The organism is Clostridium sp. ATCC BAA-442 (genome assembly GCF_964239415.1).
GTDB lineage: Bacteria > Bacillota > Clostridia > Oscillospirales > Oscillospiraceae > Flavonifractor > Flavonifractor plautii.
On sequence record NZ_CAXSQB010000046.1, the window covers coordinates 21,752 to 28,665 of the forward strand.

The 6,914-nt window shown below is 66.1% G+C and carries 6 protein-coding genes; 1 reads left to right on the forward strand and 5 read right to left on the reverse strand.

Annotated elements, in window-relative coordinates; genetic code table 11:
- The first annotated feature begins 93 nt into the window (after nt 1-93).
- Nucleotides 94-969 (forward strand): DegV family protein, encoded by an 876-nt coding sequence (locus ACESY8_RS15770; RefSeq protein WP_257592411.1) that lies wholly within the window; start codon nt 94-96, stop codon nt 967-969.
- Between the two features lie 38 nt (nt 970-1,007).
- Here the strand turns inward: ACESY8_RS15770 and ACESY8_RS15775 are convergent, their stop codons facing one another.
- The 5 genes from ACESY8_RS15775 to ACESY8_RS15795 all read right to left on the reverse strand — a co-directional run bounded on the left by ACESY8_RS15775 (nt 1,008) and on the right by ACESY8_RS15795 (nt 6,693).
- Entirely contained in the window at nt 1,008-2,081 is a 1,074-nt protein-coding gene (locus ACESY8_RS15775) for a M24 family metallopeptidase (protein ID WP_054339561.1), read from the reverse strand.
- 102 nt (nt 2,082-2,183) lie between these two features.
- Nucleotides 2,184-3,938: an NADH-dependent [FeFe] hydrogenase, group A6 gene (locus ACESY8_RS15780; protein ID WP_054339562.1), complete on the reverse strand. Its 1,755-nt coding sequence runs from the start codon at nt 3,936-3,938 to the stop codon at nt 2,184-2,186.
- 14 nt (nt 3,939-3,952) lie between these two features.
- Nucleotides 3,953-5,755, reverse strand: coding sequence for an NADH-quinone oxidoreductase subunit NuoF (locus tag ACESY8_RS15785; RefSeq protein WP_007493696.1), 1,803 nt, complete (start codon nt 5,753-5,755; stop codon nt 3,953-3,955).
- Nucleotides 5,756-5,768: 13 nt separating this feature from the next.
- Nucleotides 5,769-6,137: a (2Fe-2S) ferredoxin domain-containing protein gene (locus ACESY8_RS15790; RefSeq protein WP_007493698.1), complete on the reverse strand. Its 369-nt coding sequence runs from the start codon at nt 6,135-6,137 to the stop codon at nt 5,769-5,771.
- Nucleotides 6,138-6,141: 4 nt separating this feature from the next.
- Nucleotides 6,142-6,693, reverse strand: coding sequence for an ATP-binding protein (locus tag ACESY8_RS15795; RefSeq protein WP_054339563.1), 552 nt, complete (start codon nt 6,691-6,693; stop codon nt 6,142-6,144).
- Nucleotides 6,694-6,914: the final 221 nt, after the last annotated feature.

The window sequence follows — 6,914 nt, forward strand, 5'->3', positions numbered from 1 at the left end:
TCCCTCCTTCCCCTTGACACGGCTGGTATTCAGCCGCTATAATAGTGACATAACGATGTTATGCGGTTTTTGCCACTCTGATTATAGAATAGGATGATTGCCTTGTCAAATCCGGAAAAGATTGCGCTGCTCACCGACTCCACGGCGGACCTGCCCGCCCCGATGCGGGAGGGTAAGCCCATCTATGTGGTGCCGCTGAAAATCCGCTGTGAGGACGGCGAGTACTCCGACGGGGTGGACATCACCGCCGAGGGGGTATATGAGCGGCTCCACCGGGGAGAGCTGCCCCGCACCTCGCTGCCCGAGGGCGGCGTGGTCAGCGACACGCTGGATCAAATCCGTGCCGACGGGTACGAGAGGGTGATCGCCGTCATGCTCTCCTCCGGCCTGTCCGGCACCTACAACATGGTGCGCCTCCAGGCCGGACAGCGGGACGATCTGGAGATCGCCGTCTTTGACTCCAGAAGCGGTTCTCTGGGCATCGGCATCATGGTGCTTCAGCTCTGGGAGGAGATCCTGTCCGGGACCTCCTGGGAGACCCTGGTGCACGAGCGGGCGCCCCATCTGGTGGCAAACACCTTCCCTTTCTTCTCGGTGGACACCCTGGAGTACCTGCGCCGGGGCGGCCGCATCGGCCGCATCACCGCCCTGGCGGGCACCATGCTGTCCATCAAGCCCATCATCACCTTCTCGGACGACGGACAGCTCCAGAGCATCGCCAAGGTGCGGGGCCGCAGACAGGTGCAGGACAAGATCCTGGAGCTGCTCAGGGCCCGGTTCCGATCCGGCAGACGGTACAACCTGGCCGTGGCCAACGGCGGCGCGCCGGAGGAGATGGCGGAGTTTGCGGCCCGGCTGAAGGCCGAGTTTCCCAACTACGAGCATTTTTGGGAGGGGGTCATGGACGCCACCCTCAGCGTCTATATCGGCGACGGCGTTATCGGCGGCGGCATCCAGTTCCTGGACTGAAGTAAAACTCCCCCGGCAATGCCGGGGGAGCTTTGTGTTTAGTCCACCACGCGCAGCTCCTTGGAGGCGTGGTTGAGCACCTCGCAGCCGTCCTCGGTGACCAGAACCAGATCCTCGATGCGCACGCCCAGCTTGCCCGGCAGGTAGATGCCCGGCTCCACGGAGAAGACCATCCCCGGTTCGGCGACGGCGGGGCTGGAGGCGCTGTTGTCCGGCGGCTCGTGGCAGTCCAGGCCGCAGCCGTGGCCCAGCCGGTGGGTGAAGAAGGGGCCGTAGCCCGCGTCTTCGATGAGCTTCCGGGCCGCCCGGTCGATGTCCTTCATCGGGATGCCGGGGCGGATGACGGCTTCGGCCGCCAGATTGGCGGCCTTGACGGTCTCATATACCCGCCGGCCCTCGTCGCTCACCGAGCGGAAAAACACCGTGCGGGTCATGTCGCACCAGTAGCGCCGGATGGGGATGAAAATGTCTAGAACCACGCTGTCCCCGTCCCGGAGCACCGTCCCGTTGGGGGCGTGGTGGGGATCGGCGCCGTTGGGGCCGAAGCAGACCAGTTGCCCCTCGCCGGAGCGGTCGGCGCCGTGCTGCCGGTAGAGGCCCTCCACATAGGCGGCCAGCTCGCTCTCCACCGCGCCGGCCTTCACGGCGGCGATGGCCGCCTCCACCACCTGATCGTTGATCTGGGAGGCGCGGCGCATGGCGGCGATCTCGTCGGCGTCCTTGTACTTGCGGGCGTCGTCCACCGGGGCGGAGCCCAGCACCGGCGTCACGTCGGGCCGGGCGGCCAGAAGGGCGATGAGGAACTTGCTGGGCCAGGCCTTGTCCACCCCCAGCGTGCCGGGGAGGAGGGCGGCGGCCAGCGCCGCCGTGGGCTCGTCGCTGTCCTGGTGGAGCACCAGCTCCAGCCCCTCCTGGGGCTCCAGGGCGAAGAGGGTATTGGCGAACAGCCGGCACGTGCCGTCGGCGCGGATATAGAGCGCCAGCATCCGCTCCATCGGCTCCACCCAGTACCCCGTCAGGTAGTACACCGAGGCGGTGGAGGAGATTACAATCTGGGTCAGTCCGTCCCGCTCCATGTTGCGGAGCACCCGGGCTAGTCTCGCTTGATTCATAGGACATGTCCTTTCTGTCTGTAAGTTCTAACCTTATTATAATCCGGACTGTCAAGAGCATAAAATCCCTCCCCCGCCTTTCGGCGGGGGAGGGATTTTGCGTCACACGCGGTAGCGCTTCTGCTTGATATAGGAGCAGTGGAGGAGGGCGTGGGCCTTGTGGCTGCCGGGCTCGCCCAGGAAGTCGGCGTAGACCTTCTGCACCACCGGGTTCTCGTGGCTACGGCGGTAGGTCATGCCCTCATCCTGCCTGTAGAGGGCGGCGGCCCGGAGGGCCTTGATGTCGGTGAAGTTGCGCACGTTGGCGTGCTGGATGGGCTGGCCGCCGCCGTTGATGCAGCCGCCGGGGCAGGCCATGAACTCCACAAAGTCGTACTGAAGGGAGCCGTCCCGGATGCCGTCCAGCACCCGCTTGACGTTGTGCAGGCCGGAGGCCACGCAGACCCGGACGGTCTTGCCGGGCAGCTCGTAGCTGGCCTCCTTGACTCCCTCCATGCCGCGGACCTCTTTGTACTCCAGAGGGGCCATGCCCGCGCCGGTGAGCTGCTCCACCACGGTGCGCAGGGCGGCCTCCATGACGCCGCCGGAGGCGCCGAAGATGGCGGCCGCGCCGGTGGAGACGCCCAGCATGGGGTCAAACGACCCGTCGGGCAGGTGCTCGAAGAGCAGGCCGGCCTGGGTGATCATGCGGCCCAGTTCCCGGGTGGTGAGGGACACGTCCACCGGCATGCAGCCGTTGGGCAGCCGCTGCTCCTCCCGCAGTACCTCGTACTTCTTGGCGGTGCAGGGCATGATGGATACCACGAAGATGTCCTGGGGATCGATGCCCGCCTGCTCGGCGTAGTAGGTCTTGACCAGGGAGCCGAACATCTGCTGGGGGGACTTGCAGGAGGAGATGTTGCGGATCATGTCGGGGGCGTGCTGCTCCATATACCGCACCCAGCCGGGGGAGCAGGAGGTGATGAGGGGGAGGGTGCCGCCGCCGTTGAGGCGGCTTAAAAACTCGGTGCCCTCCTCCAGAATGGTGAAGTCGGCGGCGGTGTCCACGTCGAACACCTTGTCGAAGCCCAGGCGGCGCAGGGCGGTGACCATCTTGCCCTCCACGTTGGTGCCGATGGGCAGGCCGAAGCACTCGCCCAGGGTGACCCGGATGGAGGGGGCGGGGCCCACCACCACGTGCTTGGCGGGGTCGTTCAGGGCGGCCAGCACGCGGGCGGTGTCGTCCTTCTCGGAGAGAGCGCCGGTGGGGCAGGCCACAATGCACTGGCCGCAGGAGACGCAGTCCACCTCGGCCAGATCCCGGTCGAAGGCGCAGCCGATGTGGGTGTGGAAGCCCCGGTCGTTGGGGCCGATGACCCCCACCTCCTGGGTCTTGCGGCACACGGCGGTGCACCGGCGGCAGAGGACGCACTTGGAGTTGTCCCGCACCAGGTGGGGGGCGGAGGCCTCAATCTGGGGGGGCATGTTGTCGTTGGCGTACCGCACCGCGTCGATGCCCAGGTCGCCGGCCAGCTGGAGCAGCTCGCAGTGGCTGTTGCGGGAGCAGGTGAGGCAGTCCATCCGGTGGTTGGAGAGGATCAGCTCCAGGGTGAGCTGGCGGGACTTGCGTACCCGCTCCGTGTTGGTGTAGACCTCCATCCCCTCGGCCACGGGGTAGACGCAGGAGGCCACCAGGCTCTTGGCTCCCTTCACCTCCACCACGCAGATGCGGCAGGCGCCGATCTCGTTGATGTCCTTCAGGAAACACAGCGAGGGGATGTTGAAGCCCGCGGAGCGGGCCGCCTCCAGCACCGTGGAGCCCTCGGGAACGGTGACGGGGATGTCGTTGATGCGCAGAGATACCATCTTTTCGTCCATGTCCGTTCCCTCCCTTACTGCTTGTAGATGGCATCAAAGCGGCAGTGATCCATGCACGCGCCGCACTTGATGCACTTGGACTGGTTGATGATATGGGGGGCGCGCACCGCGCCGGAGATGGCGCCGGTGGGGCAGCCCTGGGCGCAGCGGGTGCAGCCCTTGCACTTGGTGGGGTCCACGATGTACTGGATGAGCGCCTTGCACACCCCGGCGGGGCAGCGCTTCTCGTAGATGTGGGCCTCGAACTCCTCCCGGAAATGGGTGAGGGTGGAGAGCACGGGGTTGGGGGCGGTCTGCCCCAGGCCGCACAGGGCGGACTGCTTGATGTGGTGGCACAGCTCCTCGATGGTGTCCAGATCCTCCGGCTCGCCGTTGCCCTCGGTGATCTTGGTCAGCAGATCCAGCAGCCGCTTGGTGCCGATGCGGCAGGGGGAGCACTTGCCGCAGGACTCGTCCACAATGAACTCCAGATAGAACTTGGCGATGTCCACCATGCAGTTGTCCTCGTCCATGACGATGAGGCCGCCGGAGCCCATCATGGAGCCGATGGCGCTGAGGGACTCGTAGTCGATGGGGGTGTCGATGAGGGAGGCAGGAATGCAGCCGCCGGAGGGGCCGCCGGTCTGGGCGGCCTTGAACTTCTTGCCGCCCGGCACGCCGCCGCCGATGTCCTCCACCACCGTGCGCAGGGTGGTGCCCATGGGAACCTCCACCAGACCGGTGTTGGTGATCTTGCCGCCCAGGGCGAAGACCTTGGTGCCCTTGCTGGTCTCGGTGCCGATGGCGGCGTAGGCCTCGGGGCCGTGGTTGAAAATCCAGGTGATGTTGGCGTAGGTCTCCACGTTGTTGAGCAGGGTGGGCCGGTCAAACAGGCCTTTCACCGCCGGGAAAGGGGGGCGGGTCTTGGGCTCGCCCCGGTGGCCCTCGATGGAGCGCATGAGGGCGGTCTCCTCGCCGCAGACAAAGGCACCGGCGCCCAGGCGCAGTTCCAGATCGAAGTCAAAGCCGGAGTCGAAGATGTTCTTGCCTAGCAGGCCGTACTCCTTGGCCTGCCGGATGGCGGTCTCCAGCCGCTTGACGGCGATGGGGTACTCGGCCCGGACGTAGATATAGCCCTGGTGGGCCCCCACGGCGTAGCCCGCGATGGTCATGGCCTCCAGAATGGTGTGGGGGTCGCCCTCCAGCACCGAGCGGTCCATGAACGCGCCGGGATCGCCCTCGTCGGCGTTGCAGCACACATACTTGACCCCGTCGGGGCTGACCGCGTCGGCGGTGAACTGCCACTTTTTGCCCGTGGGGAAGCCCGCGCCGCCCCGGCCCCGCAGGCCGGAGGCCAGCACCGTGTCGATGACCTGCTGGGGCGGGATGTGTTCGGTGAGGATTTTACCCAGGGCGGCGTAGCCGTCCACGCCGATGTACTCGTCGATGCTCTCCGGGTTGATGACGCCGCAGTTGCGCAGGGCGATGCGGTGCTGGTGCTTGTAGAACCGGGTCTCGGCCAGGGAGGTGGCCGGGCCGTCGCCCCCCTCGTTCCTGTTGAGCAGGCGCTTGACGATGCGGCCCTTGACGATGTGCTCGGAGACAATCTCCTCCACGTCGTCCACCGTCACGTGGGTGTAGCAGGCCCCCTCGGGGTAGATGGTGACGATGGGCCCCAGGGCGCACAGGCCGAAGCAGCCCGTGCGCACCACCTGGGCCTCCTTGTCCATGCCCTGGGCGGCCAACTGCTTTTCAAACTCCGCGATGATCTTGGGACTTTCGGAGGAGGTGCAGCCCGTGCCGGTGCAGACCAGAATATGGGAACGAATCAAGCTCATCTCACGCCCTCCCTCATTCCGCCGCGCCGATGGTGTACTCGGTCACCACGCGGCCGTTGACCAGATGCTCGCTGACGATGGAGGCCACCTTGTCGGGGGTCATCTTTACGTAGGTGACCTTCTCCTGGCCGGGCACGTACACCTCCACAATGGGCTCCAGCCGGCACACGCCGATGCACCCCGTCTGGGACACGGTGACGTTTTTCAGCTCCCGCTTGGCGACCTCCTCCAAAAAGGCGTTGAGCACCGGGCGGGCTCCCGCCGCGATGCCGCAGGTGGCCATACCCACCACCACGCGGATGCGGTCGTCCCCGGAGTCCCGCAAATCAATCTGCTGGCGCATCTTATCACGGATGGCCTGTAGCTCCGCTAGACTTTTCATGGTTTTACATCCCCTTCTGTTCTTGTAACAGCGCTTCCTGTTCCTGTAGGTAATCCCGGATCCAGAGGACAAGCTCCGGCTCGGCCAGGGAGAGCTCCGGCCCGAGCAGGGCGTGCAGCTCCTTCGTGTCCAGGCGGGCCAGGGCGTCCCCCCTCCGGTGCGTATAGTGCAGTTCCAGCTCCGGCGCGCCCTGGATGAGCAGGGTGATCGTGCCGGCCATGTCCCCCACCGGGGGGCAGTCGATGTGCGAGGCGACAAAAACGGCGGTGACGGCGGTGCCAACCCCCAGCGCACTTTCAATCGACAGGGAGCCGCCGGTCTGCTCCGCCGCCAGGCGCAGCAGGGGCAGCCCAAGCCCCATGGATCGGGTGGTGCGGGTGGTGGTGAAGGGGTCGCTCACCCGGGCCAGCAGCTCCGGGGCCATGCCCGTGCCGTCGTCCCGGATGGAAAGGGTGATGGTCTTCCCCTCCTCCGTCAGGGTGATGTCCAGGCGCCTGGCCTGGGCGGTGATGGAATTCTGGGCGATATCCAGGGTATAGAGGGCGATCTCTTTCATGGGGTTCCCTCCCTTGCGGCGCTTTGGAGTCAAAACCAGAGCCTTCCGGCTCCACGGGCGGGGACAAGCCCCGCCCCTACATTACAGCCCTTGAAGATATCCTCCGTAGGGGCCGACACCCCAGGACGGCCTCTCTTGCCCCTGCGGGGCAATTCGCCTTCTGCCCTCATCGGCCCGCGGCAGCTATCCTCCACCCTCGCCGTAGGGGGGGCCCTTGTGGC

Excerpts from the sequence above, each read along its gene's own strand:
- ACESY8_RS15770 (WP_257592411.1), top strand. The coding sequence starts at position 94 with ATGATTGCCTTGTCAAATCCGGAAAAGATTGCGCTGCTCACCGACTCC.
- ACESY8_RS15775 (WP_054339561.1), bottom strand. The coding sequence starts at position 2,081 with ATGAATCAAGCGAGACTAGCCCGGGTGCTCCGCAACATGGAGCGGGAC.
- ACESY8_RS15780 (WP_054339562.1), bottom strand. The coding sequence starts at position 3,938 with ATGGACGAAAAGATGGTATCTCTGCGCATCAACGACATCCCCGTCACC.
- ACESY8_RS15785 (WP_007493696.1), bottom strand. The coding sequence starts at position 5,755 with ATGAGCTTGATTCGTTCCCATATTCTGGTCTGCACCGGCACGGGCTGC.
- ACESY8_RS15790 (WP_007493698.1), bottom strand. The coding sequence starts at position 6,137 with ATGAAAAGTCTAGCGGAGCTACAGGCCATCCGTGATAAGATGCGCCAG.
- ACESY8_RS15795 (WP_054339563.1), bottom strand. The coding sequence starts at position 6,693 with ATGAAAGAGATCGCCCTCTATACCCTGGATATCGCCCAGAATTCCATC.